24 protein-coding genes are annotated in these 23,115 nt (G+C 71.0%); 14 read left to right on the top strand and 10 right to left on the bottom strand.

What is annotated here, in order from left to right:
- Nucleotides 1-14 precede the first annotated feature (14 nt).
- Nucleotides 15-1,766, bottom strand: coding sequence for a sensor histidine kinase (locus tag JJ691_RS26750; RefSeq protein ID WP_211771733.1), 1,752 nt, complete (start codon nucleotides 1,764-1,766; stop codon nucleotides 15-17).
- Nucleotides 1,766-2,458 carry a response regulator transcription factor gene (locus JJ691_RS26745; protein ID WP_211762393.1) on the bottom strand — a complete coding sequence of 231 codons (693 nt, stop codon included), beginning with the start codon at nucleotides 2,456-2,458 and terminating at the stop codon, nucleotides 1,766-1,768. Before JJ691_RS26745 ends, JJ691_RS26750 begins: the two co-directional genes overlap by 1 nt.
- Before the next feature lie 78 nt (nucleotides 2,459-2,536).
- Between JJ691_RS26745 and JJ691_RS26740 the strand changes: the two genes are divergently transcribed.
- From JJ691_RS26740 to JJ691_RS26720, 5 genes are all read left to right on the top strand, one after another.
- Nucleotides 2,537-3,073, top strand: a complete 537-nt coding sequence (locus JJ691_RS26740) for a hypothetical protein (RefSeq protein WP_211762392.1) — start codon at nucleotides 2,537-2,539, stop codon at nucleotides 3,071-3,073.
- A gap of 13 nt (nucleotides 3,074-3,086) precedes the next feature.
- Entirely contained in the window at nucleotides 3,087-4,160 is a 1,074-nt protein-coding gene (locus tag JJ691_RS26735; protein ID WP_211762391.1) for a peptidoglycan-binding protein, read from the top strand.
- Complete coding sequence (locus JJ691_RS26730; protein ID WP_211762390.1) at nucleotides 4,157-4,843, top strand: ABC transporter ATP-binding protein; 687 nt, start codon at nucleotides 4,157-4,159, stop codon at nucleotides 4,841-4,843. Before JJ691_RS26735 ends, JJ691_RS26730 begins: the two co-directional genes overlap by 4 nt.
- 61 nt (nucleotides 4,844-4,904) lie before the next feature.
- Nucleotides 4,905-6,113, top strand: a complete 1,209-nt coding sequence (locus tag JJ691_RS26725) for an ABC transporter permease (RefSeq protein ID WP_249227029.1) — start codon at nucleotides 4,905-4,907, stop codon at nucleotides 6,111-6,113.
- Nucleotides 6,114-6,192: 79 nt separating this feature from the next.
- Nucleotides 6,193-6,894 (top strand): flavodoxin family protein, encoded by a 702-nt coding sequence (locus tag JJ691_RS26720; protein ID WP_211762389.1) that lies wholly within the window; start codon nucleotides 6,193-6,195, stop codon nucleotides 6,892-6,894.
- Between the two features lie 118 nt (nucleotides 6,895-7,012).
- Here JJ691_RS26720 and JJ691_RS26715 read toward each other — a convergent pair whose 3' ends face one another.
- On the bottom strand, nucleotides 7,013-7,498 hold the full coding sequence (locus JJ691_RS26715; protein ID WP_211762388.1) for a MarR family winged helix-turn-helix transcriptional regulator: 486 nt from the start codon (nucleotides 7,496-7,498) through the stop codon (nucleotides 7,013-7,015).
- Between the two features lie 14 nt (nucleotides 7,499-7,512).
- Nucleotides 7,513-8,622, bottom strand: coding sequence for an FAD-dependent oxidoreductase (locus JJ691_RS26710; RefSeq protein ID WP_211762387.1), 1,110 nt, complete (start codon nucleotides 8,620-8,622; stop codon nucleotides 7,513-7,515).
- Between the two features lie 265 nt (nucleotides 8,623-8,887).
- Here JJ691_RS26710 and JJ691_RS26705 point away from each other — a divergent pair, with 265 nt between their 5' ends.
- Both JJ691_RS26705 and JJ691_RS26700 read left to right on the top strand, forming a co-directional pair.
- The gene (locus JJ691_RS26705; protein ID WP_211762386.1) at nucleotides 8,888-9,820 is read left to right on the top strand and encodes an NAD(P)-dependent oxidoreductase; all 933 of its coding nucleotides are present in this window, start codon (nucleotides 8,888-8,890) and stop codon (nucleotides 9,818-9,820) included.
- 75 nt (nucleotides 9,821-9,895) lie between these two features.
- A complete protein-coding gene (locus JJ691_RS26700; RefSeq protein WP_211762385.1) occupies nucleotides 9,896-10,909 on the top strand; it encodes a LacI family DNA-binding transcriptional regulator in 1,014 nt (337 codons plus the stop codon).
- 89 nt (nucleotides 10,910-10,998) lie between these two features.
- Here the strand turns inward: JJ691_RS26700 and JJ691_RS26695 are convergent, their stop codons facing one another.
- The 3 genes from JJ691_RS26695 to JJ691_RS26685 are packed head-to-tail and all read right to left on the bottom strand — an operon-like array spanning nucleotide 10,999 to nucleotide 14,413.
- A complete protein-coding gene (locus tag JJ691_RS26695; protein ID WP_211762384.1) occupies nucleotides 10,999-13,050 on the bottom strand; it encodes a xanthine dehydrogenase family protein molybdopterin-binding subunit in 2,052 nt (683 codons plus the stop codon).
- Nucleotides 13,047-13,511 carry a (2Fe-2S)-binding protein gene (locus tag JJ691_RS26690; RefSeq protein ID WP_249227028.1) on the bottom strand — a complete coding sequence of 155 codons (465 nt, stop codon included), beginning with the start codon at nucleotides 13,509-13,511 and terminating at the stop codon, nucleotides 13,047-13,049. Before JJ691_RS26690 ends, JJ691_RS26695 begins: the two co-directional genes overlap by 4 nt.
- A gap of 11 nt (nucleotides 13,512-13,522) precedes the next feature.
- Nucleotides 13,523-14,413, bottom strand: a complete 891-nt coding sequence (locus JJ691_RS26685) for a LysR family transcriptional regulator (protein WP_211762383.1) — start codon at nucleotides 14,411-14,413, stop codon at nucleotides 13,523-13,525.
- 74 nt (nucleotides 14,414-14,487) lie between these two features.
- Between JJ691_RS26685 and JJ691_RS26680 the strand changes: the two genes are divergently transcribed.
- A complete protein-coding gene (locus tag JJ691_RS26680) occupies nucleotides 14,488-15,693 on the top strand; it encodes an MFS transporter (protein ID WP_211762382.1) in 1,206 nt (401 codons plus the stop codon).
- Here JJ691_RS26680 and JJ691_RS26675 read toward each other — a convergent pair.
- Entirely contained in the window at nucleotides 15,677-16,315 is a 639-nt protein-coding gene (locus tag JJ691_RS26675) for a TMEM175 family protein (RefSeq protein ID WP_211762381.1), read from the bottom strand. The genes JJ691_RS26680 and JJ691_RS26675 overlap by 17 nt on opposite strands.
- 85 nt (nucleotides 16,316-16,400) lie before the next feature.
- Here JJ691_RS26675 and JJ691_RS26670 point away from each other — a divergent pair, with 85 nt between their 5' ends.
- Both JJ691_RS26670 and JJ691_RS26665 read left to right on the top strand, forming a co-directional pair.
- The gene (locus tag JJ691_RS26670) at nucleotides 16,401-17,126 is read left to right on the top strand and encodes a class I SAM-dependent methyltransferase (protein WP_211762380.1); all 726 of its coding nucleotides are present in this window, start codon (nucleotides 16,401-16,403) and stop codon (nucleotides 17,124-17,126) included.
- A gap of 25 nt (nucleotides 17,127-17,151) precedes the next feature.
- A complete protein-coding gene (locus tag JJ691_RS26665; protein WP_211762379.1) occupies nucleotides 17,152-17,742 on the top strand; it encodes a nitroreductase family protein in 591 nt (196 codons plus the stop codon).
- Nucleotides 17,743-17,882: 140 nt separating this feature from the next.
- Here the strand turns inward: JJ691_RS26665 and JJ691_RS26660 are convergent, their stop codons facing one another.
- The gene (locus JJ691_RS26660; RefSeq protein ID WP_211762378.1) at nucleotides 17,883-19,439 is read right to left on the bottom strand and encodes a CocE/NonD family hydrolase; all 1,557 of its coding nucleotides are present in this window, start codon (nucleotides 19,437-19,439) and stop codon (nucleotides 17,883-17,885) included.
- 52 nt (nucleotides 19,440-19,491) lie between these two features.
- Here JJ691_RS26660 and JJ691_RS26655 point away from each other — a divergent pair, with 52 nt between their 5' ends.
- The 4 genes from JJ691_RS26655 to JJ691_RS26640 all read left to right on the top strand — a co-directional run bounded on the left by JJ691_RS26655 (nucleotide 19,492) and on the right by JJ691_RS26640 (nucleotide 22,913).
- Nucleotides 19,492-20,025 (top strand): GNAT family N-acetyltransferase, encoded by a 534-nt coding sequence (locus JJ691_RS26655; protein ID WP_211762377.1) that lies wholly within the window; start codon nucleotides 19,492-19,494, stop codon nucleotides 20,023-20,025.
- A 31-nt stretch (nucleotides 20,026-20,056) separates the two neighbouring features.
- Nucleotides 20,057-21,037: a GNAT family N-acetyltransferase gene (locus JJ691_RS26650; protein WP_211762376.1), complete on the top strand. Its 981-nt coding sequence runs from the start codon at nucleotides 20,057-20,059 to the stop codon at nucleotides 21,035-21,037.
- Nucleotides 21,034-21,990 (top strand): GNAT family N-acetyltransferase, encoded by a 957-nt coding sequence (locus JJ691_RS26645; protein WP_211762375.1) that lies wholly within the window; start codon nucleotides 21,034-21,036, stop codon nucleotides 21,988-21,990. Before JJ691_RS26650 ends, JJ691_RS26645 begins: the two co-directional genes overlap by 4 nt.
- A gap of 137 nt (nucleotides 21,991-22,127) precedes the next feature.
- Entirely contained in the window at nucleotides 22,128-22,913 is a 786-nt protein-coding gene (locus JJ691_RS26640) for a sugar phosphate isomerase/epimerase family protein (RefSeq protein WP_211762374.1), read from the top strand.
- On the opposite strand, the gene JJ691_RS26635 is transcribed toward JJ691_RS26640, so the two are convergent.
- Nucleotides 22,908-23,114 (bottom strand): hypothetical protein, encoded by a 207-nt coding sequence (locus JJ691_RS26635; RefSeq protein ID WP_211762373.1) that lies wholly within the window; start codon nucleotides 23,112-23,114, stop codon nucleotides 22,908-22,910. The two genes, JJ691_RS26640 and JJ691_RS26635, sit on opposite strands and share 6 nt — an antisense overlap.
- Between the last annotated feature and the right edge of the window lies 1 nt (nucleotide 23,115).

Below are 23,115 nucleotides of genomic sequence, written 5' to 3'. Positions count from 1 at the left end.
CGCTGACGAGGCCGTCAGCGGGCCGGCAGCCGGACCCGGAACACGGTCCCCACGCCGAGTTCGCTCTCCACCCCGACCCTGCCGCCGTGGGCCTCGACCAGCTTGCGCACGATGGCCAGGCCCAGGCCGCTGCCGCCGGTCTGCCGGCTGCGGGACTTCTCGGCCCGCCAGAACCGGTCGAACACGTGCGGCAGGTCCTCGGGCGAGATCCCGCTCCCGCTGTCCCGGACCTCCAGCACCACTTCCTCGCCGTCGACAAAGCTGTTCAGGCGCACGGAACCGCCGGTACCGGTGTGCCTGATGGCGTTGGTGACGAGGTTGTCCACGACCTGCCGCAGCCGCACCGGATCGGCCGGTAGCTCCACGTCGCCGTCCTCGGCCGCCAGCGTCACGCCGGCCGCCTCGGCCCGGGTGCGGTGGGCCGCGGTGACCTGCGTGAACAGCTCCCGCACGGACACCGTCTCCGGGTGCAGGCGCAGCGTGCCGGCGTCGGCCATGGCCAGGTCCTGGAGGTCGTCGATGATGTGGTGCAGCTGCATGGCCTCCTCCAGCAGCGACGCCACCAGCACGTCGTCGGCCTCGGCCACCCCGTCCTGGGCCGCCTCCAGCCAGCCCCGGATGTTGCTCAGCGGCGTGCGCAGCTCGTGGGCGATGTCGCTGATCAGGTCGGTCCGCAGCCGCTCCACCTGCGCCCGGCTGGCCGCCATGTCGTTGAACGCCCCGGCCAGCCGGCCGATCTCGTCCCGGCGGCGCACCGTCACCTGCGTGGTCACGTCGCCGTCCCGCATCCGCTGCGCCGCCGTGGTCAGCGCCCGCAGCGGCCGGATGAACCGCCGCCCAGCCAGCACCGTCACCACGATCGTCACCACCAGCACGCCGCTGACGGCCAGTCCGATCCGCAGCTTGTTGCCGGCCGACAGGTCGAAGGGGCTGGGCGTGGCGACTCCGCCGGCGCTGGTCACGAACAGCAGGGCCGCCGGCGCGACGAACGGCGTCAGCTGCTCGTGCCGGCCGGTGGTGACGCAGTCCTGCACCCGCTGGTCGGTCTGCCCCGGCACCGCCCCGCTCGGCGCCGCCTGCGCCGTGGTTGGCTGCCACCCGAAGTCCAGCCCGAGCAGAATCGGGGGCAACTGCTGGCGGGCCAGGCACTCGTTGACTAGCGAGTCCAGCTGGCTGAGCGCGGCCTGCTCCGACTTCACCGGCGTGTCCAGGGTCCTCGTGCACTGGGCGGTGGCCACCGGGTCCGGGCTCTGGATCCTCGGCCGACCGCTGGGCGAGGTCACGATCGACCCGACGGCTCCCCGCTCCCGCACGCACTGCAAGGCCCGCTGGGCCAACACGTTCAGTGTGTCGATGGACGTCTGGTCCAGCGCGTACGGGCCGATCGCCGACGGGCTGATCCGGTCCGGGCCGGCGCTGACCAGGCTCGGGTCCACCGCCAGCGGGTCCACGTTGGCCGACGCCGAGTCCGGCAGCGGGTGGCTGCCCGGCTCCGAGTCCACGATCACCCGCCGGTTCTGGTCGGTCAGCACGATCCGGCGGCCGGTCTCCTGGGCCAGCACCGTCACGACCTTGTCCACGCCGGCCCAACTGGTGTGCTGGGCCGCGTAGTCGACCAGGACCTCGTAGACGCGGTTGCCCGAGCTGATCGCCTGCCCCTGCTCCTGTTGGATGGCCACGCTGGTGGTCTGCACCGCCAGCCAGGCCGTCGCGGCGATCGAGCACGCGGCGACCACAATGGACACCGCCAGCAGCCGGGCCAGCATCACGGCCTCTCGTCGGTGGTCAGCTTGTAGCCGACGCCGTACACCGTGACCAGGCGGACCGGTCGCCGCGGGTTGGGCTCGATCTTCTTGCGCAGGTTCATCACGTGCACGTCGATCGTGCGGTCGGTGATGTAGCGGTCGAAGCCGTGCAGCCGCTCCAGCAGCTGCTGCCGGGTGAACACCCGATCCGGTTGCCCGGCCAGGGTTTCCAGCAACCGGAACTCGCCCGGCGTGCACTCCACCCGCTCGCCATCGCAGGTGACCACGTGTTTGGCCGGGTCCACCGCCAGGGTGCCCACCCGCAGCAGCGCGTCCGGCTCGTCCGCGCGCTGGCCCCGCCGCAGCAGGGTTCGCACCCGGGCCACCAGCTCACGAGGGCTGAACGGCTTGGTCATGTAGTCGTCAGCGCCCAGGTCCAGACCGAGCAGCAGATCGTCCTCAGTGGACCGTGCGGTCAGCATCAGCACCAGCACGTCCGATTCGGCCCGCAGCACCCGGATCACGTCCAGACCGTCCACTTTGGGCATCATCACGTCCAGCACCAGCAGGTCCGGCCGGTCGGTCCGGACGGTGTCGATGGCCGCCCGCCCGTCGCCGACCACGACCACCGTGTGCCGCTCCCGCTCGAGATAGCGGCGGACCAGCTCCGCCTGCTTCTCGTCGTCCTCGGCCAGCACGATGTGGGCGCACATGGCACCGATGATAGGGCGGCCACGCACCGGCCACCGGATCCTGACAAGTTCCTCATATCCGTCGGCGATGTTGTCGTCATGCGCAAAGTCCTCGGCCTCGCAGCGGCGGCGGCACTGCTGAGCGCCTGTTCCACGGCCACGCCGCCGCCGTCGCAGGTCGCCTCGCTGGACGGCGGCAGCACGGCCGCCACGACCACCAGCGCCGCGCCGACCACCGACCGGCCCTACATCCGGCTGGACGCCACCCAGGACGAGATCAACCAGCTGCTCAAGGGCTGGTACGCGTGCCTCAAGGACCAGGGGCACAAGATGATCGTGGTGCGCGGGTCGCCCGACTTCCAGAGCAACACCCCGGCCGACAAGGCGGCGGTGGCGGCGTGCGAGAACAAGCACCCCTACGGGCCGGACGAGATGGACCCGAAGAAGAACCCGCACTTCTACGACGACTACCACGTCTACATGAAGTGCCTGCCCGAGCACGGCCTGATGGTGCACGCCATCGACCCGTTCGGCACCGGGTGGACCTTCGACGACGGCGTCACCCAGAAGCTGTCCAACGACCAGATGACGAAGGTCGAGCAGGACTGCCAGATCCAGGCGTTCGGCAAGCACTGAGGGAGAACGAGTAGTGGCAGCGGACACCCGCCGGCGGGCGGTGATCGGGATCGCCGTGCTGGTCGTGGTGGTCGGTGCGGTGCTGGGCGTCGCCGTGATCGACTCACGGCATGGTTCGGCGGCCAGTGTGACCGCCACTCCGCCGTCGGCCCAGACGGTCGCGGTGAAGCGGATGGACCTGTCCAACGGGCAGTCCTTCGGCGGCACGCTCGGCTTCGGAGCGCCGCAGGCAGTGAAGGGAGCCGGCTCCGGGGTGGTGACCAAGCTGCCCAAGATCGGCGACGTCGCGGCTCAGGGCAAGGCGCTCTACTGGGTCAACGACAAGCCGGTGCCGGTGTTCTTCGGTGACACGCCGTTGTTCCGCAAGTTGGACGGGCCGACGGTGAAGGGCGCGGATGTCGCCGTGGTGGCGCAGAACCTCAAGGCCCTCGGCTACAGCGTCGGCATCCTGCCCAAGGACCCGCAGGAGACGGCGTTCACGCCGGCCGTCGCGGCGGCGTTGAAGAAGTGGGAGAAGAACGCCGGCCTGGACGACACCGGAACCCTTGACGTGGGCCAGGTTCTGGTGCTAGCCGGGCCGATGCGGGTCAACTCGGTGACCGCTCAGCTGGGCGATCCCGTGGCTGGCGACCTGCTGACCGTCACGTCGACGCAGAAGGTTGTCACCATGCCGGTGGACGCCACCGAGGTCGGGCAGATCAAGACCGGGGCCGCGGTGACGATCATCCGCCCGGACAACAAGACCGTGACGGCCAAGGTGACGGCGATCAGCACCACTGTGGACGGTGGCGACAAGCAGCAGAACACCGGTCCGCCCAAGCTGAACGTCACCGTGACGCCGGACGACCCGTCCACGCTGTCGGACCTCGACGCCGCCTCCGTGCAGGTGCAGGTGACCACGTCCGTCCACAAGGGAGTGTTGGCGGTCCCGGTCGGCGCGCTGGTGGCCCTGCGCGAGGGCGGCTACGCCGTGCAGACCGTGGACGGCAAGTACCACGCCGTGCAGACCGGGATGTTCGCCAACGGCATGGTGGAGATCAGCGGCGACGGCGTGGCCGAGGGGCTGAAAGTGGTGACCACGTCGTGACTCCGGTGCTGGAACTGGCCGGCGTGAGCAAGCACTACCCGGGCGGGGTGGTGGCGCTGGACTCGGTGTCGCTGGAGATCGAGACCGGCGAACTCGTGGCCATCGTGGGACCTTCGGGCTCGGGCAAGTCGACCATGCTCAACATCGTCGGCACCCTCGACCTGCCGTCGCAGGGCACCGTCCGGCTCGGCGGCCTGGACGTCACGACGCTGTCCGACCGCCGGCTGTCCGCGTTGCGCGGGCGTTGGCTCGGCTTTGTGTTCCAACAGTTCCACCTCACTGACGGCTTGAGCGCCGCCCAGAACGTCGCCACCGGGCTGCTGTACGCCGGCGTCCCACGCCGACGCCGCCGAGCCCTGGCACTGGAGGCGTTGGACCGGGTCGGGCTCTCACACCGGGTCGACCACCTGCCGCAGCAGCTCTCCGGCGGTGAACGGCAGCGGGTGGCCATCGCCCGCGCCGTCGTCAACGATCCCGCGCTGGTGCTGGCCGACGAGCCGACTGGCGCGCTGGACACCGCGAACGGGCAGGCCGTGCTGGAACTGTTGCGGCGCTTGAACAGTGACGGCACCACCATCGCCGTGATCACGCACGACCGGGACATCGCCGCCAGCCTGCCCCGCCGCATCGAGATGCGGGACGGCCGACTGGTGGCCGATACCCGCGCAGGGAGCCTGGTGTGAGGGGACTGAACCCGCGGCCGGTCCGCCCGGCCTCCGACCACTTCCGCGCCGGGAGGCCGGCTTGACCACCCTCGACACCCAGCCCGTCCGCCTCTCCTTCGGCGACATCTTCCGCCTCGGGCTGCTCGGCGTCGGCACCCGCAAGATGCGGACCGTGTTGTCGGCGCTGGGCATCTCCATCGGCATCGCCACCATGGTGATCGTCACCAGCATCCCGGCCTCAAGCCAGCAGGCGCTGCTGGACCAGCTGACCGCGTTGGGCACCAACTTGTTGCGGGCGGAACCCCAGCAGACGCAAGACAATCCCATCCTGCTGCCGCCCGACTCGATGGACATGGTCAAACGGATCGGCCCGGTCACCGCCGCGGCCCAGGTCGCCAACGCGCACAGCCACGTGCAGCGCAACGACAAGATCGACCCCAACGCCGACTCCGGCATCACGGTGTTGGCCAGTAGCACCAACCTGCTCAGCGCCGTCAACGGATCCCTGCACGCCGGCAAGTTCCTCGACGACGCGACCTCCAACTTCCCGACGGTCGTGCTCGGCTCCGTGGCCGCGGCCCGACTCGGTTTCACCACCCTGACTCCGGCACAGCAGCCGCCGCAGGTGTTCATCGGCCAGCAGTGGTTCACCGTGATCGGCATCCTCAACCCGATGCCGCTCGACCCCGACCTGGAACGGGCCGTGCTGGTCGGATGGGGCGCGGCCAAACAGGTTCTGGGCTTCGACGGGCATCCGACCGTGGTCTACGTGAAGGCCGACGAGGACGCCATCCAGGATGTGCGGGCGGTGCTCGGACCGACCCTGTACCCGCAGCTGCCGGGGCTGGTGCAGGTGTCACGGCCGTCTGATGCCTTGGCGGCCAAGCAGGACACCAAAACCACCTTCTCCGCCCTCTTCCTCGGCCTGGCCGGTGTCGCCCTGTTGGTCGGCGGTGTCGGCGTGGCCAACACCATGGTCATCTCCGTCCTGGAACGGCGGCGGGAGATCGGTCTTCGCCGGGCACTCGGCGCCACTCGGGGCCAGATCCGTGGGCAGTTCCTCACCGAGGCCGCGGTGCTGTCCGGGCTCGGCGGCCTCGCCGGCACGATCATCGGGGTGGCGGCGACGCTGGCCTACACCGGATACCAGGGCTGGCCCGTGGTCATCCCGTTCGCCGCGCTCGGCGGCGGCCTGGCCGGGGCGGTGCTGATCGGCGTGCTCGCCGGCATCTACCCCTCCGTCCGAGCCGCGCGGCTGACCCCCACCGAGGCGCTTGCCACCACGTGACATTAGGGGGTTCTTACCGATCGTCCACAACGGCCGGTTTCGTGCTGGACTGTCGGTGGACGGGAAGGAGCCCCCTCACATGTCGTTCCAGGACCTGCGCGCGCTGTTCGTCAACTGCACGCTCAAGCGGTCGCCGGAGACCAGCAACACCGACGGGCTGATCGACATCAGCAGCGGCATCATGGCCCGCAACGGAGTGACCGTCGAGGTGATCCGGGCCATCGACCACGACATCGCCGTCGGCGTGTGGCCCGACATGACCGAGCACGGCTGGGCCGCCGACGCCTGGCCGGCGATCTACCAGAAGGTGCTGGCCGCCGACATCCTGGTGCTGTGCGGCCCGATCTGGCTGGGGGACAACAGCTCCGAGATGAAGAAGGTGATCGAGCGGCTCTACGCCTGCTCCCACCTGCTCAACGGCGCCGGCCAGTACGCCTACTACGGCCGGGTCGGCGGCTGCCTGATCACCGGCAACGAGGACGGCGTCAAGCACTGCGCCATGAACGTGCTCTACAGCCTGCAACACCTGGGCTACACCATCCCGCCGCAGGCCGACGCCGGTTGGATCGGCGAGGCCGGCCCCGGACCGTCCTATCTGGACCCCGGCTCGGGCGGGCCGGAGAACGACTTCACCAACCGCAACACCACGTTCATGACCTGGAACCTCATGCACCTGGCCCGGCTGCTCAAGGACGCCGGCGGCATTCCCGCCCACGGCAACCAGCGCTCCGAGTGGGACGCCGGCGCCCGCTTCGACTTCCAGAACCCCGAATACCGCTGACCGTGCCATTGCCGCGCGTTCCGCGCGGGGCGAGGCCGCTCGTGACCGGTGCCTCGCGACTCTGGCTTGAATCCGTATTCATCAATTCGGTGTGTCGGAGAGCGTGACTCGCCGGGGTTCAGGCCCAGCCGGTGTCGATGACGGCGGGCTCGCCGCCGGCCTCGGCGAAGGCCAGCAGGGCGTCGACCAGGCCGGCCCGGGTGGGCTCGGGCATGCGGGCGACGATGGCGGCGATCTCCTGGCGGCGGCGGGCGGTCACCTGGCGGACGACCCGGCGGCCCTCGGCGGTGAGCTCGATGACGATCTCCCGCCGCGACGCCGGGTTGGCCTGCCGGTCGACCATGCCGGCGCTAACCAGACGGTCGACCATGCGGCTGGCGGTGGACGGGTTGACGCCGAGCTGGTCGGCCAGCGCGGCGTGCTTGACCGCGCCGACGGTGTTGAGGATGACCAGCAGCCGGAACTGGGCCAGGGTGATCGACTCGTCCACGGCGGCGATGGAGCGGGCGGTCACGGCCATCAGCAGCCGGGCGGCGGCCAGCACCGCGTCGGTGACGGCGTCGACCTCGGTGTTCTCGGCGAGCTCGCCCGGGGTGCGCGGCATGGCACCAGTGTGCCTCAGGCCGGCCCGGCCAGGGCCGGCACGCCGTCGCGGATGATGATCTGCCACCGGGTCGTGGGCGCGACCCAGCCGGCTGCCCGCCGCCCGGTCCGCTGCACGAGTTCGACGGCCGGCATCAGGCCCTGCTGGTAGGCGATCATGCCGGCCCGCAGGTCGACGGCCTGGTGCAGCGACTCGGCGAGCCGGTAGCCGCCGAACACGGCCAGCGACGCCCCGTGCCCGGCCAGCACGGACCCGGCCGCGGCGGCGTCGCCGACCAGCACGGTCCGGCCGACGTGCCAGCCGGCCAGCTCGACCTGGGCCACCGGGTGGTGGGCCAGCCCGGCCGGGCAGTGGTCCAGGGCCCGGTCGACGATCCAGCCCATGCCGGCGCAGCGCCGCCGCACCTCGGCCACCGGGTCGTCGGGGGAGTGGTCGCCGCGGTGCACGACGAACGCGGCGACCCGGCCGTCGGCGGTGCGGCAGAAGCCGGCCTGCCGGTCGGCCAGGCTGAGCACCTTCAGGTTCGGTCCGAGGCACGCCGCGAGCTCGTCGTCGGCGAACACGAAGGCGCCGCTCTGCTGGCCCAGGGTGCGCACGTACAACCGGTCCGGCCCGAAGACGAGCCGCCGCACGGTGGACGCCAGGCCGTCCGCGCCGACCAGCAGATCCACTTCCTCGACGCGGCCGTCGGACAGCGTGACCCGCAGTGGATCCCCAAGTCCGTTGACACCGCCGTCCTCGACGCCGACGACCTCGGCCCCGCGGCGCAGCCGCACCTGGGCCGGCAGCGCGGCGGTCAGCGCCGCCTCCAGGTCGCCGCGCATGATCGTGAGCAGCCGGCCGTCCAGCAGCGTGGCGGCGGCCAGGTAGCTGACGGTGGCCAGGGTGCTGCCGTCCTGGTCGACGTACTCGATGGCCCGGATGGGCCGCCGGGTCCGGGCCAGCGCCGGCAGCAGACCCATCTTGTCCAGCACGTCATAGCCGGCGCCGCCGATGTCCAGCAGGTGCCCGGGACCGCGGGGGTGCTCGTCGCGCTCGGTCAGCAGCACGTCCCAGCCGTGTCGGCCGAGCCACCACGCGGTGGTCAGCCCGGCGGCCCCGGCGCCGCACACGAGCACCCGCATCGTCCCTCCGTCCCGTTGTCCGGTTCCAGTTCTATCCGGTTTCCCTGTCCGGTTCCCGGCTTTCGGCCGGGTTACCCAGGTTCAGACCAATCGACATTCTTGCATAGTGCAACAGTCGACGGCGGTACCATGCGCCATCGGCCCTGGTGGAGGAGTGCCCGCGACAATCGATTGCATCACACTGCCGGGCTAGTGGGGTTGACGTTCACAGGATGCAGGGGCATCGTGAATGCGAACGATTGCAAATGCGATGCGGAGGAAGGTCATGGCTACGCCCAGCATCGGGTGGATCGGCGCGGGCCGGATGGGCGCCGAGCTGGTGAAGCGGTTGTTGGCCGCCGGGTATGACGTGGCGGTGTACAACCGGACGCGGGCCAAGGCCGAGGCGCTGGCCGGGCGGGGTGCGGCGGTGGTGGGGCGGCCGGTGGAGTTGGCCGGTCGGGACATCGTGTTCACGATGGTGGCCGCGTCGGCGGATCTGGAGCAGGTGACCTCGGGTGTGGACGGCCTGTTCACCGATCCGCAGGCCGCGCCGGGGGTGTTGGTCGACTCCTCGACGGTGTCGCAGGAGGCCTCGGCGGCGGTGCGGGTGGCGGCGGGCAAGCGGGGCACGGAGTTGTTGGCCGCGCCGGTCAGCGGGAATCCGAAGGTGGTGGCGGCGGGCAAGCTGACGTTGGCGGTGTCGGGTCCGCGGCCGGTGTTCGACGAGGTGGAGCCGGTGCTGCGGGTGTTGGGCCGGGGTGTGACCTATGTCGGGGAGGACGAGGTGGCGCGGTTGGTGAAGATCGCTCACAACGTGTTTCTGGGGGTGGTGATCCAGTCGTTGGCCGAGATCACGGTGTTGGCGGAGAAGGGTGGGGTGAGTCGGGCGGCGTTTCTGGAGTTCCTCAACGACTCGGTGCTGGGTTCGGTGTTCACCCGGTACAAGTCGCCGGCGTTGGTGAATCTGGATTTCACGCCGACGTTCACGATGCCGTTGCTGCGTAAGGACTTCGATTTGGGGTTGGCGGCGGCGCGGAGTTTGGAGGCGCCGATGCCGGTCGCGTCGGCGACCGCGCAGTTGGTGGCGTCGGCGGTCGGGGCGGGGCACACGGAGGAGGACTTCGCGACGCTGGTGCTGGAGCAGGCCCGCCGCGCCGGCCTGACGCTGGAGCCGGAGCACGCGGCGGTCGATGACGGGCTGGCCCCCGGTGTTTGACCAGCCGATCATCGGTTGATCAGGTTCGCGTTTGTCGCCGACATGGACCGAACATCCAGTCCCTATGCTGGCGCGATGGACAAGCCCGCGACCATCAAGGACGTCGCCGAACTGGCCCGCGTGCACGCGGCGACCGCGAGCCGTGCGCTGAACCCGCAGACCAGGGACAAGGTGAGCCCGCGGACAGCGGCCCGGATCGTGGAGGCGGCGCGGACCCTGGGCTACTCGCCCAACTCGGCCGCGCGCTCGCTGCGCACCCGGACGTCCTCGGTGGTCGGGGTGGTCATCCCCGACCTGCGCAACCCGGTGTTCCCGCCGATCGTGCGCGGCGTCGAGGACGGGCTGCGGGAGGCCGGCTACCTGGCGCTGCTGGGCAACACCGACGGCGACGTCGAGCGGGAGCGGGACCTGTTGGCCACCATGCGCGGCCAGCAGTTGGCCGGGTTCATCCTGGCCACCAGCAAGCGGGACGGCGCGCCGCTGGGGCCGGACTCCTCGGTGGTGCTGGTCAACCGGCGCACCGACGCCGGGGACATCGCCTCCGTGGTCGCGGACAGCGCGGCCGGCGTGCATGCCCTGGTCAACCTGTTGGTGAGCCAGGGGCACACCCGGATTGGCCATCTGGCCGGGCCACAGGACACCTCGACCGGCGTCGAGCGGTACCGGGCGCTGCTGGACGGCCTGTCCACCCACGGCCTGGCCCCGTCCGGCGTCGAGTTCTGCCCCGCCTACAGCGAGGAGGCCGGCTACGACGCCACCCTCGCGCTGCTGGCCGACCGGACCTCGGCCACGGCGATCGTCGCCGGCAACGACATGATCGCCCTGGGGTGCTACCGGGCGCTAGCCGAGCTGGGGCTGCGCTGCCCGGAGGACGTCTCGGTGACCGGCTTCAACGACATGCCCTTCGTGGACAAGCAGCGGCCCCCGCTGACCACGGTCCGCATCCCGCACTACGGCATCGGCTACGAGGCGGCCCGGCTGCTGCTGGAGCGCATCGCCAACCCCACCTCCCCGCCCAAGCGCATCGTCCTACCCGTGGAGCTGATCCCCCGCGCCTCCGTCGCGCGAGTCCCGCTCTCAGGCAACTGAAACACCAATTCCAGGCGCCGCGGGTCCCGGCTCTCGGCCAGTCATGAAACTCGACACATGGCTGCCTGAGAGCGGGACTCGCGGGGGTGTCACAGGGCGGCGATGATGTTGGCGGGGGTCAGGGGCAGGGTGCGGACGCGGATGCCCAGGGCGGAGTGCAGGGCGTTGGCGATGGCCGCGGCGACCGGGCCCTGGGCGGTCTCGCCGGCGCCCAGGCTGGGCTGGTCAGGGCGGTCCACGAGGACCACCTCGACCGCCGGCACCTCGGAGAACCGCAGGATCGGGTAGGACTCCCAGTCGGTGCTGGTGACCCGGGACCGGTCGAACCGGACCTGCTCCTTGACCGTCCAGCTGGTGCTCTGGATCGCCCCGCCCTCGACCTGGTTGCGCAGCCCGTCGGGGCTGATCACGGCCCCGGCGTCGACGGCGAGGGTGAGCCGCCGAACCCGCACCGAGGTCTCCGCCTCGACCTCGGCGACGACCGCGCAGTAGGCGCCGTGGTTGCTGTAGCGGGCGAAGGCGAAGCCCCAGCCCTCGCCGCGGTCGGCCCAGCCGGCGGCGTCGGCCGCGGCGGTGATCACCGCCCGGGCGCGGTCGTCTTCCAGGTGTCGCAACCGGTACTCGACCGGGTCGGCCCCGGCCCGCGCGGCCAGTTCATCCACAAAGGACTCGATCGCGAAGACGTTGGCGTACGCGCCCAGCGCCCGCAGCGACGAGGTGCGCAGCGGCATCTCCAGCAGCCGGTGCTTGACCACGTGCTTGGACGGAAACGTGTACAGCGGCACGGAATTGCGCTCGGAACCACCGCCGCCGGCGTAGGGCGGGTCCATCGAGACCGGCGGGGCGTCACCGGTCCGAAGCTGATTGCCGAGCAGCGAGGGGATGTCGAACAGGCCCGGCCGACTGACGTGTCCGTTGCTGTACAGGTCATGCCGCCACGCGACGACCTCGCCGTCGGCATCGAGATCGGCCTCCACGCGCACGGCCATCGCGGCGCCGAACGGGGACCAGCCGAGTTCGTCGGCCCGGGACCAGACCACCTGCACCGGCTGCCCGTTCACGGCCCGGGCCAACAGAACCGCGTCGAAGGCGGCGTCATCGGCGCCGTTGTGGCCGTAGGCTCCAGCGCCCTCGACGTGGTGCACGGTGACCTGGTCGATCGCCACCCCGAGCGCCCGGCAGATGTCCCGGCGCAGGTGGTAGACGCCCTGGCTGTGGCACCACAACTCCAGCTTGTCGCCGTCCCAGCGGGCCAGGGCGCAGGAGGGCGCCATCGACGCGTGGGCCAGATACGGCCGGGAGTACACGGCGCTGACCGTGGTCTCAGAAGAGTCCGAAATGGATGGTCCGCTGATCGTGACGTCCTCGGTGTCGCGGGACATCAGGAACTCCGGCAGGGCGTCGACATCGGGCAGGCAGTCCTGCTCGACCCACTCGCAGCGCAGCAGCTCCGCGGCCCGCACGGCGGTTTCCTCACGGGTGGCGATCACACCGAGGAAGTCGCCTTCCCGCACCACTTCCACCAGGCCGTCCAGCTTGGGAGCCGCCATTGACACCAGGGTCGCGCCCCGGGACGGCGGCCGGACGACCCGGCCGTAGAGCATGCCGGGCAGTGCGACGTCGTGGATGAACCGGGGCCGCCCGTACACCTTGTCGGGGATGTCCAGCCGCGGCCAGCTGGTGCCGACCACACGCCGCTCCGCGAACGGTTTGGGGGCGACGGATCCGGTCGCCTCCACGTCCAGGTCGACATCATCGACCAGGTCCCAGTAGGTGATGGCGCCGTTGATCACGCCGTCGTCGACCGACAGCAGGTCGGTCGACACGCCCATGATGCCGGCGGCGGCATCGACGAACAGGGCGCGGACCTCCGCGCCGACCTGACGTAGCGCGGCGCCGGAGTCCTCGATGGAGCGGCTGCCGGCGGTCAGCGCCTCGTCCGGGCTGGAGTCGGTGGTCAGCGGCACCATCCGGATCCGGTGGTAGGCCACGTCCAGCTCGTCGGCGGCGATCTGCGCCAGCGCGGTCAGAACACCCTGTCCCAGCTCGACCTTGCCGCAGCGGACGTCGATCGTGCCGTCGGCGTGCACGGAAACCCAGTGCGACAGCCGGGGATTGGCGGCCAGATTGGGCGGTATCATCGGGTCGCCTCGACCTGGGAAGCCTTCACCACAGCCCGCACCATCCGGTTGTGCGCCCCGCAGCGGCACAGATTGTCGTCCAGCGCCGCCCGGACCTCGGCCTCGTCCGGCGCGGAATTCCGGGCCAGCAGGGCGGTCGCGGTCATCACCACGCCGGACACGCAGTAGCCGCACTGCGCCGCCTGCTCGTCGATCATGGCCCGTTGCAGGGGAGTGTCGCCGAGGCCTTCCACCGTCACGACTTCCTTGCCGTCGACCGACCACAGTGGAGTGTCGCAGGAGTGGATCAGCCGCCCGTCGACGAGCACGTTGCACGCCCCGCACAGTCCCAGACCGCAGCCGAACCGGGTGCCCTTCAGTCCGAGCCGGTTGCGCAGCGCGAACAGCAACGGAGTGTCGCGGTCGCACTCGACTGTCACCTCGGCCCCGTTGACCAGCAGCCGGAATGTCTCGTCGCTCACCTGAGGAAACGCTAGTCGTCCGCCACCAGCCCGTCCACCAGGTCCAGCAGCGTGGCCAGCGCCCGGCTGGGCTGCCGGTCGGCCAGGCACACCAGCGTCACCAGCCACTCCACCGCCGTGCCGGCCAACTCCACCGCCACCAGGTCCGGCGCGCGGACGATGTCGAGGTCCGGCACGACCGCGATGCCCAACCCGACCCGCACGTAGTCGGGCACTGTGCGGATGTCGGCGACCTCCGCGACCACCCGCCGCGGCGCGCCGGCCGCCTCGAAGGCCCGGTCGACGGTGACGCGGTTGCCGAATCCCCTTGGCGTGTCGACGAATTCCTCGCCGGCCAGGTCGGCGACGGTCACCGCTGCCCGCTCGGCAAGCCGGTGGCCGGGCGGCACCAGCAGCAGGTACGGCTGCCGGTCCAGGTGTCGCGTCGACAGGCCGCTCAGGTCCGAAGCGGGCAGCGCCACCATGGCGGCGTCGAGCCGGCCGGTGCGCACGTCCTCGACCAGCCCGGTCGAACCGGCCGTCGACTCGATCAGGTGCAGGTCGACCAGCGGATACCGGTGATGGAACGCGCCGAGCAGGCCGGGCAGGTCGATGTTGCCGACGGTGGTCATGGTGCCGATCCGCAGGCTGCCCCGCAGCCCCGCGCCGGCTTCCTCCACGACCGCCCTCGCTCGGTCCAGCGCAGCCAAGGCCGCCTTCGCTTCAGGCAGGAACGCCGCGCCGGCCGGGGTGAGCGCCACCGCCCGGGTGGACCGGTCGAACAGGACGGTGCGCAGGTCGGACTCCAGCGACTTGATGCCGGCCGACACCGTGGACTGCACGGCGTGCAGCCGCAGCGCGGCCCGGGTGAAGCTCAGCTCTTCGGCGACCGCGACGAAGTACTCCAGCTGGCGCGTCTCCATTAACGCATCATATCGATAACTGAGACAAGAATCTTTCGTTGGACTCGATCAACAATCGATCGCATCGTAGGGACATGACTTCCTCGCTGATGGTCGAGCGCCCGACTCGGCTCGGACACGGCGGCGGCTTCTGGGCGGTGGCCGCCGCGTTCGGGGTGTCGCTGGCGTTCTCGACCCTGCCGACCCCGCTCTACCGGCTCTACCAGGCGCGCGACGGCTTTCCCACGGCTGTGGTGACGGTGGTGTTCGCCGCGTACGCGATCGGCGTGGTGGCCAGCACGTACCTGGTCGGACACATCAGCGACCGGATCGGCCGTCGCCGCATGGTGCTGGCCTCGGTGCTGGCGGAGATCGTCGCGGCGGTGCTGTTCCTGGCCTGGCCGGAGGTGCCGGGCCTGATCATCGCCCGGTTCGTCTGCGGCACCGGCATCGGCGCGCTGACCGCGACCGCCACCGCCCACCTGGCCGAGTTGCGAGCCGTGGCCCACCCGGGCCGGGACGCCGGGCTGTTCTCGTCCATGCTCAACATGGCCGGCCTCGGCCTCGGGCCGGTGGTCGGCGGGGTGCTGGCCAGCTACGTCACCGCGCCGTTGACCGTGCCGTACCTGGTTTTCCTCGTCCTGCTGGTGGCGGTGGCCCTCGCCGTGCGGCACGTGCCCGAGACCGTCGAGCGCAGCGAAGACCGCCTTCGCTACCGTCCGCAGCGCGTGTCCGTGCCGCCCCACGTGCGGCCGGTGTTCTGGGCCGCGGCCGCCGTCGCCTTCGTCGGCAACATGTTCAGCGGCCTGGTCTCGGCCGTCTCTCCGACCCTGCTGGCCGGCTCCTTCCACATCGCGTCGCCGCTGGTCGGCGGCCTGCTGTCCACCTCGGTCTTCGCCGCCGCGGCCGGCGCGCAGCTGCTGTTCGTCGGGCAGCCGCTGCGTCAGCAGCTGATCACCGGGCTGGGCGCGATGATCGTGTCCCTGGCTGCCATCCCGGCCGGTGTGCTGGCCGGCAGCGTGCTGCTGTTCTGGGGCGGCGCCCTGTTCGGCGGCGCTGGCATGGGCCTCACCTTCCGGGTCACCCTCGCGATGGTCGGCTCGCTGGCCACGCCCGAGCTGCGCGGCGAGACCCTGGCCGGCGTGTTCCTCGCCTTCTACCTGGGTCTCGCCCTGCCGGTGCTGGGCATCGGCGTCGCCCTCACCGCGCTGCCCAGCCTCACCGTCCTGGTGCTGTTCGGCCTGGTCGAGCTGGTGCTGGTGGTCTGGGCCGGCCGGCGGCTGCTCACGCAGTGGCGCTGATCCGCCGTCCCACGAAGCGCACGATGGCCCGCACCACCGGCAGCAGCAACCAGCACAGCAGCGCCCAGTTCGTCACGAACGCGACCGGGATCGACAGCACGAACATCGCCGCCACCGCCGTCATGAACTCCATCGCGTCGCTGATCACCTCGGCCGGGGCGTCGGCCCGCAGCAGGTGGAACCGGCGCAGGTCGGCCACGGCCAGCAGCAGGAACAGGCCGGCCAGCGCCTGGTCGGCGGCGTACACCGTGAACTGGACCGGGAACGCGTCGACCTCGCTGGTCAGCAGCTTGGTGGTGCACGGCATGAGCACGATCATGAGCAGCCACAACAGGTTCCACCGGATCAGCCGGCCGTCCAGGCCCACCGCGTGGCGGAACAACCGCTGGTGGATCAGCCAGTGCATGGCCACCGCCCCGAAGCTGATCAGGAAGGCCAGGTACTCCTCGGCGTGCTCGCCGAAGAACGCCAGCACGCCGGCGTCCCCGTGCACGCCGGAGGTCGGCGTCGGCAGCTCCAGGGCCAGCAGCGTGATGGCGATGGCGATCACCGCGTCCGAGAAGTAGATCAGCCGTTCCGGGCCGGCCACCTCGACGTCGGCGCGGGCAGCAGTCTCGGCCATGTGGTGTCCCCTCTGACAGTCCATTGTTGGACGGTCCGAAGTTAGACTGTCGGCGTTCGCCTCGTCAAGACGGCATGGTGGGGGCATGAGCCTCCAGTACCGCACCACCGGAAAGCTCTCGGCCCGGATCGAGCTGCACCGCTACGGCACGAATCCGACCCCGTGGCACGACTGGGTTCGGGACCACCTGCCGAGCGGCCGTCGCGTGCTGGAGGTCGGCGCCGGCACCGGGGCGCTGTGGCCGTACCAGCCGGATTTCCAGCTGGTGCCGACCGATTCCTCCGCGGCGATGTGCACCGCGTTGCGGGACAAGGGATTCGCGGCCGCCCGGTGCAGCGCCGACGCCCTGCCCTTCCCGACCGGCTCGTTCGACGGCGCGGTCGCGTGTCACATGCTGTACCACGTCGACGATCCGGCCCGGGGCATCGCCGAGCTGCGGCGGGTGCTGCGCCCCGGCGGCTGGCTGGTCGCGAGCACCAACGGTGACGGGCACATGGCGCAGCTGTGGGAGATCGCCGCCCGGGCCGGGCTGCCGATGTCCTTTCCCGAGGCCATGAATCTCTCGTTCCGGGCCGAGAACGCGGTCGAGCTGCTGGCGGCGCAGTTCGACGACGTCGAGCTGGTCCGCTACGAGGACGAGCTGGTCGTGCCGACCGCCGAGCCGGTGGTGGCCTACCTGGCCAGCTGCGTCGACCGCGACCTCACCGACGAGGAGTTGTCGGCTCTGCGGGCCGAGGTCACCGGCGACGTTCGGGTGAGCAAGCACGCAGTGCTGTTGACGGCCCGTTCCCGGCCCGGGAATGGTTCGTGACGCCGATCGATCCGAGGAGATGCCCGTGGACTTCGCCGATGTGCTCCGCGCCCGCCGAATGGTGCGCAGCTACCGCCCCGACCCGGTGCCCGAGGACGTGGTGCGCCGGATCGTGCAGGTCGTGCACCGCGCGCCCAGCGCCGGCTTCAGCCAGGGGCACCGGCTGATCGTCGTCACCGACCCTGAGATTCGCGGCAAGGTCGCCGAACTCATCGAGCCGCCCTACCTGGAGTCCGGCGTGGGGCCGTGGGTCTCGGTCGCCCCGGTGCTGATCGTCATCGGCGTGCGCGAGGCCTCCTACCACGAGCGGTACCAGCAGCCGGACAAGGTCACCGAGGACGGCGAGGAGGGCCAGTGGCCGGTGCCGTACTGGTGGTTCGACAGCGGCAGCCTGCTCGTGATGCTCCAGATGGCTGCCGCCAACGAAGGCCTGGCCACCGGCTTCTTCGGCCCGCACGCCGACGGTCTGGAGGAGGTCGTCGGCCTGCCGGCCGACGTCGGCCTGGCCGGGATCATGACCCTCGGCTACTCCGACGACAACGACCGCCGCGTGCCGGCCAAGCTGACCAACCGCCCCAAGCGCATCCCCCTGGACGACCTGGTCACCTGGCGCTAGCCTCGCCCCTCTTTTTTCGCCACATGTGGTCCACATGTGGCGAAAAAAGTCGACTGTGGCGCACATGTGGCATTTGCCTGTGTGAAAGGCGGTGGGTGGAGGGTGGGGTGGGGTGGCGTGGTGTCCGGGTGGCGGGGCGGTCAGCCGGCCGGCCCGCGGTCGATCACCGGCAGGGTCAGCCGGCTGGGGCGGGCCGCGCCGAAGTACACCGTGTTCTCCGCGACCACCACATCGTCCTTGCCCGCGGCCGCGACCACCCCGCCGGTGTTGGGACTGCGGTCGTAGCGCGGGAAGTTGCTGCTGGTGACGTCCAATCGGATCCGGTGGCCGGGGAGGAACACGTTGGACGTCACCGAAAGGTCCAGGGTCAGCTCGTAGACCCGGTCCGGCGCAAGGAGTTCCGGCGTGGACAGGGAGTTGCGGTAGCGGGCGCGCAGCATGCCCTCGCACAGGTTGACGGCGGCGCCGTCGGGGTGGACGTCGACGAGCTTGCCCATGAAGTCGGTGTCTACGGCGGAGCTGGACACGAACAGGGTCAGCGACACGTGTCCGGTGACCTCCAACGGGTCGGCCAGCGCGGGCCCGGTGAAGCTGAGCACGTCGTCGCGGGCCTCGACCGGGCGCTGGTCGCGCGGACCGGCGTCGGCGGCGAGGGTGTTGCCGCCGAGGGTGGGCACGGGGTCGAGCGGGTCGTACCGATAGGTCAGGGAGCCTTCGGCGAGCGTGGTGCCGGAAAGTGTGCCGTCGCCGAGGAAGTAGTCCATCCGACGGGTGTCGGGCAGCGGCCAGGCCGGCTCGTCCCGCCACTGGTCGATGCCCATCACGAAGATCCGCACCGGCGCCGAGTCGTCGGGCTTGCCCCGTAGCCACTGGTCGAAGAACCGCAGGTGCGCCTCGGTGAGGTTGGCCCCGCGGTAGTCGGTGCTCAGGTGCGTCCACGGCCCGATGACCAGCCGCTCGTTGTGCCCGCGGACCGTCTCGTCGATGAAGACGTCGTACCAGCCGCCGACGCTCAGCGCGGGGGCCTTGGCCGCGGCGGCCAGCTGCTGCCAGTACTGATCCCGGTCCGGGTGGGCGAAAACCGTGTCCAGCCAAGGGAAGTGCTTGGCCAGCACGGGATGGTCCCTGGTCGGCAGCGCGTCGAACTGCTGCCGCATGATCTCCGGCAGGTCGCCGACCGCGCCGGCCTTCATGGCCTCGCCGGCGGCGTTCGCGGTGATCCACGTCAGCACAGTGTGCAGCGACATCGCGCCGCCGGGGGAGTACCAGGGGGCGCGGTAGAAGTCGGCGGTGGCGAACGTGGGGGCGATGGCCTGCAACAACTCGGCCGACTGCCACTGCACCGCGCCCTGGTAGGACGCGCCGAAGCCACCGATGTTGCCGTCGCACCAAGGCTGTTCCCGCAGCCAGCCGATGGTGTCGGCGCTGTCGGCGGCCTCCGTCTCGTGCGGCACGTGCACGCCCCCGGAGCGGGCGGTGCCCCGGCAGCACTGGATCACCACCGCGTAGCCGGCGGCCAGCAGGGCGAACAGGTTGGGCCGGTTGCCGCCGTAGCTGGCCACGTCGTCCTTGCCGTACGGGGTGCGCAACAGCAGCACCGGCGCGGGGCGCTCGTCGGCCGGCCGCCAGATGTTGCTGGCCAGCGCGATGCCGTCCCGGGTCGGGACCGGCACGTCGGTGTCCATGATGAAGCGCATGGCCCGGATCGTACGGGCGTTGCCGAACGGGTGTCTCTGGCATTGTTGCGGCATGAACCCGTTCGCATCGCCGCTGGTCCTCACCGGAAACGGCCTGCTGCTGCGGGATTTCACCGACGCCGACCTGCCGGCGATGGTCGAGCTGTTCGACGATCCCGACGTGGCGCTGCGCACGCCCATCGTGACGCCGTTCGACCTGGCCGCGGCCCGGGACTACCTGGCCGCCATGCGGCGGACCCGGGTCGAGGAGAACCGGCTGCACCTGGCCATCACCCGGCCGGGCGAGGACGTGCCGCTGGGCATGGTGTTCCTGCGGCCGGCGCTGTGCCTGGCCGGCTATGTGGTCGGCAAGGCCCACCGGCGGCAGGGCCTGGCCGTGCGGGCCGGGCAGGTGATCACCGGGTTCGCGCTGCGCACCGTGGGGCTGCCGCACGTGCTGCTGGAGATCGAGGCCGAGAACGTGGCCAGTGTGGCCGTGGCCCGGGCGCTCGGGGCCCGGCTCAGCGGCGCCGCCCCGATCGAGGTCACGTCCAAGGGGCGGTCGCTGCGGGTGGACATGTGGATCATCGAACCGGAATTCGCCTGACCGCACGGCGTTGAGCGGCCATAGTGGGTTGGTGCTGGAAGTGCGATTGGTCGACGGGCGGCAAGCCGACGTCGACGAGTACCACGAGTTGCAGCGGGCCGCGAGCCTGGTCGACTACCCGCAATCGCCGCCGCCGACCCGGGACGCCGTGTTGGCCCGGCTCCGCGATCCCGACGTCGACCTGGGCGAACGCCTGCTGTGGACGGCTCGTCTGGACGGTCGGCTGGCCGGCTGCCTCATCGCCCAGCTGCCCGTGGACGGCAACGAGCACCTGGCCTTCGCCCGGATCGTCGTGCATCCCGCGTTGCGGCGGCAGGGCATCGGCTCGGAACTGCTGCGCACCGGGGCGGTCGCCCTGCGCGAGCGCGGCCGGGTGGTCGTCGAGGTCTCCCAGGTGGAACCCAACTCCCCGGGGGCTCGGTTCGTCGCCGACCGGGGCTTCCGCACGGTCAACATCTCCGTCTTCCAGATCCTGGAGTTCGCCGAGGTCGACCCGGCCATCTGGGAGGTCGAGCCGCCGCCCGGCTACCGGCTCGTGCGCTGGATCGGGCACGCGCCCGAAGACCTGGTCGAGTCCTACGCCCGGGCTCGGCACGCCATCGGCGACGCCCCGCCCGGGGAGTCCGCCTTCCGGGCCCCCGACTGGACCGTGGAACGGGTTCGGCGGCTGGAGGCCGGCTACCGCGAGCACGGCATCGAACGCCGGGTCGTCGCCGCTGTCGCCCCGAACGGCGAGGTGGTCGGCGTGACCGAGCTCGATCTCCAGCCCTTTCGGCCCGAGCTCGCCGCCCAACGCGACACCGCCGTCCTGGCCGCCCATCGCGGTCTCGGGCTCGGCCAGGCCATGAAGGCCCACATGCTGTGCTGGATCACCGCCGACAAGGCCGGCCTGCGCCGGGTGTGGACCTCCACCGCCACCGCCAACCAGTACATGGCCGATGTCAATCACCGCCTCGGTTTCGCCACCGTGCGGCGGTATTCCGTGGTGAACCGGGAGCTGGCCGGCCTGTGATCGAAATTCAGCCGGGCAGCGACGTCGACATCGACGAGTACCACGCGATGCGGTGTGCGGTCTACGCCGTCGACTATCCGGAGCTGCCGACGCCGACCCGGCAGGCCACTGCCGCCGTGCTGGCCGTGCCCCCGGTGCACCTCGGCGAACGCCTGATGTGGCAGGCGCACCTCGATGGCCGGCTCGTTGCCGCGGCGACAAGCTATCTGCCGGTCGACGGCAACGAACACCTGGCCATCGCGCAGCTCTTCGTGCACCCGGAGTTCCGCAGGCAGGGCATCGCCACGGAACTGTTGCGCGCCATCACTCCCGTGCTGCGCGAGCGTGGCCGCACCAGCATCGAGGGCCGGCACGTCACCGAGGGCGGAGCGGGCGATCACTGGACGAAGGCCCTCGGTTTCCGGGCCGTGCACACCACTTTGACCCAGATCCTCAACTTCGGTGAGGTGGACCGGGGACGCTGGGAGGTCGCCGTGCCCGAGGGGTATCGGCTGGTGCGCTGGATCGGCGCCGCACCCGATGACGTCGTCGAGTCGTACGCGAGCGCCCGCAACGCCATCGCCGACGCCCCGGCCGGCCTCGTGACGCCGAAATGGTCGGTGGACCGGGTGCGGCGCGTCGAAGCCGGCCTCGCCAAGCACGGCGTCGAGTGCCGGACCGTCGTCGCGGTCGATCCCGACGGCGAGGTCGTCGGGCTCACCGAGCTGGAGTACCGACCGCTGAATCCGATGCGGCTCATGCAGGGCGACACCGCCGTGCTCGCCGCCCACCGCGGGCACGGGCTGGGTCTCGCGATGAAGGCGGCCATGCTGCGCTGGTTCACCGCCGATCGCGACGGGCTGCGGGAGATCTGGACGAACACCGGGGCGGACAACACGCACATGGTGGAGGTGAATCTTCGGCTGGGGTTCGAGACGGCCCGCCGGTCGAACGTGGTGAGTCTGCGGCTGTAAACCCCGGGGCCGGTTTTTCGACCATATGTCACCCCAGGCGTGGCCGGGCTGGACCGTTACGGCCGGTAGCCGTTGCGTCGAGTGGCGGACAGCTGGTACTCCACGGGTAACCCTGCCGATCGTGGAGTGGAAGCGCCATGCGGTTGTCCGTCATCACCGACGAGATCGCCCCCGATCTCGACACGGCGCTGCGCGAGTGCGAGGCGCTGGGGTTGGAGGCGGTCGAGCTGCGCAGCGTCGCCGGCCGCAACGTGGTGCACCACGACCAGCGCCGCCTGCGCGAGTTCCAAGCCGCTCTGAAGGGGTTCAGCTGTCCGGTGGTGGACACGCCGTTCCTGAAGGCGACCAAGGCCATCTGGGAGCACCTGGACCGGGGCATGGAGATCGCCGACCTGGTCGGCGCGCAGGCCATCCGGGTGTTCTCCGGCCTGCGGGTGGACGACCGCGACTGGTACCTGCCGTGGCTGGCCGACGTGCTGTCGGCGGCGGCCAACCAGGCCCGGGCGGCCGGCTTCACGCTGCTGCTGGAGATCGACGAGGCCTGCATGGTGGCGACCGTGGCCGAGGCCGACGAGCTGCTCGGCAAGATGGCCCCGGGCCTGCTGGGCGTGGTCTGGGATCCGGCCAACGAGGCCCGCTTCCGGGACGCCGAGCCGGACCCGGTCAACCAGGGCAAGGTGGCCGACGCGGTGGCCCACGTGCACGTCAAGGACTACCAGCGGGGCGAGGGCTGGGTGCGGCCCGGCGCGGGCATCGTGGGCTGGGCGGGCCAGCTGCGCAGCCTCGAAGACGCCGGCTACGGCGGCTACCTGTCGATCGAGACGCACCACTCGGTCCCCGAGGGCGGCACGGTGCAGGCGACCCGGGACAGCGTCCAGGCGCTGCGGCAGATCGCCGCGGAGAACGGGATTTCCCTGCTATGATGGGAGAATCCCGCAGCGCTGGGCCCGCAGCACGGTGGTGAGCCGGTCGGACGTGCCCAGCTTGCGGTAGGACGCCGCGGTACCACGGCGTCCACACCTCGACCTCGTCCGGTCCGCGTTGCGGCTGTCCATCACCGCGACGGCCAGGTCGAGCATGCGCTCGTAGTCGCGCGACACCAGCTCCGCCAGGTCACGGCGCACG

The sequence above is a fragment of the Kutzneria sp. CA-103260 genome, from assembly GCF_018263855.1.
Classification (GTDB): Bacteria; Actinomycetota; Actinomycetes; order Mycobacteriales; family Pseudonocardiaceae; genus Kutzneria.
The sequence above is the reverse complement of the archived record's forward strand: the minus strand, read 5'-3'. Positions and strand labels throughout refer to the sequence as shown.

What these genes read in the sequence shown, in the direction of transcription:
- JJ691_RS26655 (WP_211762377.1), top strand. Translation starts at nt 19,492, where the DNA reads ATGAACCCGTTCGCATCGCCGCTGGTCCTCACCGGAAACGGCCTGCTG.
- JJ691_RS26670 (WP_211762380.1), top strand. Translation starts at nt 16,401, where the DNA reads ATGAGCCTCCAGTACCGCACCACCGGAAAGCTCTCGGCCCGGATCGAG.
- JJ691_RS26680 (WP_211762382.1), top strand. Translation starts at nt 14,488, where the DNA reads ATGACTTCCTCGCTGATGGTCGAGCGCCCGACTCGGCTCGGACACGGC.
- JJ691_RS26710 (WP_211762387.1), bottom strand. Translation starts at nt 8,622, where the DNA reads ATGCGGGTGCTCGTGTGCGGCGCCGGGGCCGCCGGGCTGACCACCGCG.
- JJ691_RS26685 (WP_211762383.1), bottom strand. Translation starts at nt 14,413, where the DNA reads ATGGAGACGCGCCAGCTGGAGTACTTCGTCGCGGTCGCCGAAGAGCTG.
- JJ691_RS26715 (WP_211762388.1), bottom strand. Translation starts at nt 7,498, where the DNA reads ATGCCGCGCACCCCGGGCGAGCTCGCCGAGAACACCGAGGTCGACGCC.
- JJ691_RS26750 (WP_211771733.1), bottom strand. Translation starts at nt 1,766, where the DNA reads ATGCTGGCCCGGCTGCTGGCGGTGTCCATTGTGGTCGCCGCGTGCTCG.
- JJ691_RS26660 (WP_211762378.1), bottom strand. Translation starts at nt 19,439, where the DNA reads ATGCGCTTCATCATGGACACCGACGTGCCGGTCCCGACCCGGGACGGC.
- JJ691_RS26740 (WP_211762392.1), top strand. Translation starts at nt 2,537, where the DNA reads ATGCGCAAAGTCCTCGGCCTCGCAGCGGCGGCGGCACTGCTGAGCGCC.
- JJ691_RS26640 (WP_211762374.1), top strand. Translation starts at nt 22,128, where the DNA reads ATGCGGTTGTCCGTCATCACCGACGAGATCGCCCCCGATCTCGACACG.
- JJ691_RS26675 (WP_211762381.1), bottom strand. Translation starts at nt 16,315, where the DNA reads ATGGCCGAGACTGCTGCCCGCGCCGACGTCGAGGTGGCCGGCCCGGAA.
- JJ691_RS26745 (WP_211762393.1), bottom strand. Translation starts at nt 2,458, where the DNA reads ATGTGCGCCCACATCGTGCTGGCCGAGGACGACGAGAAGCAGGCGGAG.
- JJ691_RS26705 (WP_211762386.1), top strand. Translation starts at nt 8,888, where the DNA reads ATGGCTACGCCCAGCATCGGGTGGATCGGCGCGGGCCGGATGGGCGCC.
- JJ691_RS26700 (WP_211762385.1), top strand. Translation starts at nt 9,896, where the DNA reads ATGGACAAGCCCGCGACCATCAAGGACGTCGCCGAACTGGCCCGCGTG.
- JJ691_RS26695 (WP_211762384.1), bottom strand. Translation starts at nt 13,050, where the DNA reads ATGATACCGCCCAATCTGGCCGCCAATCCCCGGCTGTCGCACTGGGTT.
- JJ691_RS26720 (WP_211762389.1), top strand. Translation starts at nt 6,193, where the DNA reads ATGTCGTTCCAGGACCTGCGCGCGCTGTTCGTCAACTGCACGCTCAAG.